The following is a 1,772-nucleotide window of genomic DNA, read 5'->3' as shown; positions in this document are numbered from 1 at the left end:
GCGCGGAAACTGCTGGGATAACAGCCCAATGGAACGCTTCTTCAGGAGTCTGAAGAACGAATGGATGCCGGTGGTGGGTTACGTAAGCTTCAGCGAGGCAGCTCACGCCATAACGGACTATATCGTTGGATATTACAGCGCACTAAGACCGCACGAATATAACGGTGGGTTACCCCCAAACGAATCGGAAAATCGATACTGGAAAAACTCTAACTCGGTGGCCAGTTTTTGTTGACCACTTCATGGTGCCTGTCGGCACTGCGATGAAAGAACTAAATGATGCCGCCATACCCTGATCCTTTCAGGGTGGTAGGGGTATAAAGACGCGCCTGTACTCTACCGGACGCTTCCGGGCAACCCACTTCCCACCGAAGTTGTTGGTATTGACTGACTGGCTGGTCTTCTGGCTTAGCGTCATCCTCTCCCGACCTTCCCAATCTCGCGATCAGTGGCATTTTCGGGTTTGTCAGCATTACAGCAGCGGGGGCTGCGAGGGATTTTCACTCTCTTCCCAGGCACAAATGTGCCACACCTGTCAGCGTATGTTATGAGCTGATTTTACTTTTCCCATAACACGTAAATAACGTTAATTATTCATTCCAGCGTTTATTTAAACCTTCCCTTTTTTTAGCATTTACTCTATACCGTTTCCATCGCCGCATTTTCACTCACTTGCTGTCGATACACCTGCGGCGTAACCTGATAAGTCTGACGGAAAACTTTGCAAAAATAACTGGTTTGCGAAAAACCTAAATTACGCGCAATGCTGGCGATGCTCCAGTCACTATGGCACAGTAACTCACGCGCGCTGGCCATCCGTTGTTGGTTTACCCACGCATTAAACCCGATTCCATGGTATTTCTTGAATAACTTACTGAAATAATAAGGGCTTAGATAAACGTGCGAGGCGACATCTTCCAGACGCAAATCGTCTGATAAATGCGCATCAATATAGCGTAAAGCTTTTTTCATTTTATTGTCGTGGGGACTAGGCGCACGAGTCTGGCGCACCGAATCTGACTGAGATTTGTTCTCTTTAATAACCACAAAATTGAGTTGTTTTTTGAGGCAATTTTCTACAATCAACTTCAACAAATCAGCAGAGGCCATAACTCTTGAGTAATCCATCTCAGGAACTTTGCGAAATTCATTAAGTAATTCGGGATCTGCCTGCCAGCAATCATCGACATTCAGAATATCGACCAAATCGACATAATCATTACGCAGACGAACTTGCCCGCACAATACAAAACCGACTAAATGCCCGGCGATTACCAGTGGAATAGAGAAATCGGTTAATCCGGCATGACAGCGATAAATACAAGGCTGATCGGATTTAGAGGCTTCCAGGCCCCCACAACGATCGCTCATGCGACATCGAGTGCTTAGCTGAGGGTGTTGCCGCATCATCTGACAAAATGGAGTGAAGTTAAACAGCTCGGAAATTTCATCGCCGTGAATATTGACCACGACAACCGCAAGGCTGGTCGCCTGCGCAAAATCCTGCGCGATTTTATTAATGAGTTCTGAATTAAGTGTCGCCGCAGAAATCGGTAATGCTGCCAACTTACTGATTTAGTGTATGATGGTGATTTTAAGGTGCTTGCGTGGCTTCCATTTCCATCAGATGTCCTTCCTGCTCCGCTACTGAAGGCGTGGTGCGTAACGGCAAAAGCACTGCCGGACATCAGCGCTATCTCTGCTCTCATTGCCGTAAAACATGGCAACTACAGTTCACTTACACCGCCTCTCAGCCCGGTACGCACCAGAAA

At 47.1% G+C, this 1,772-nt stretch carries 3 protein-coding genes and 1 riboswitch; of the genes, 2 read left to right on the top strand and 1 reads right to left on the bottom strand.

All coding sequences use genetic code 11. The features are described from left to right. The coding region (locus BHE85_RS14720; protein ID WP_146627965.1) for an integrase core domain-containing protein at positions 1-235 on the top strand (235 nt) is incomplete at its 5' end. Positions 236-376: 141 nt separating this feature from the next. Next, a riboswitch (cobalamin riboswitch) is annotated at positions 377-551 on the bottom strand. An 88-nt stretch (positions 552-639) separates the two neighbouring features. Here the strand turns inward: BHE85_RS14720 and pocR are convergent. Then, complete coding sequence (gene pocR, locus BHE85_RS14715) at positions 640-1,551, bottom strand: transcriptional regulator PocR (RefSeq protein WP_024258032.1); 912 nt, start codon at positions 1,549-1,551, stop codon at positions 640-642. A 56-nt stretch (positions 1,552-1,607) separates the two neighbouring features. Between pocR and BHE85_RS14710 the strand changes: the two genes are divergently transcribed. After that, the coding region (locus BHE85_RS14710; protein WP_047664789.1) for an IS1 family transposase at positions 1,608-1,772 on the top strand (165 nt) is incomplete at its 3' end.

It is taken from the genome of Shigella sp. FC1567 (assembly GCF_001743015.1).
Classification (GTDB): Bacteria; Pseudomonadota; Gammaproteobacteria; order Enterobacterales; family Enterobacteriaceae; genus Escherichia; species Escherichia coli.
Note: the sequence above shows the minus strand (reverse complement) of the source record. Positions and strands in the feature narration are given on the sequence as shown.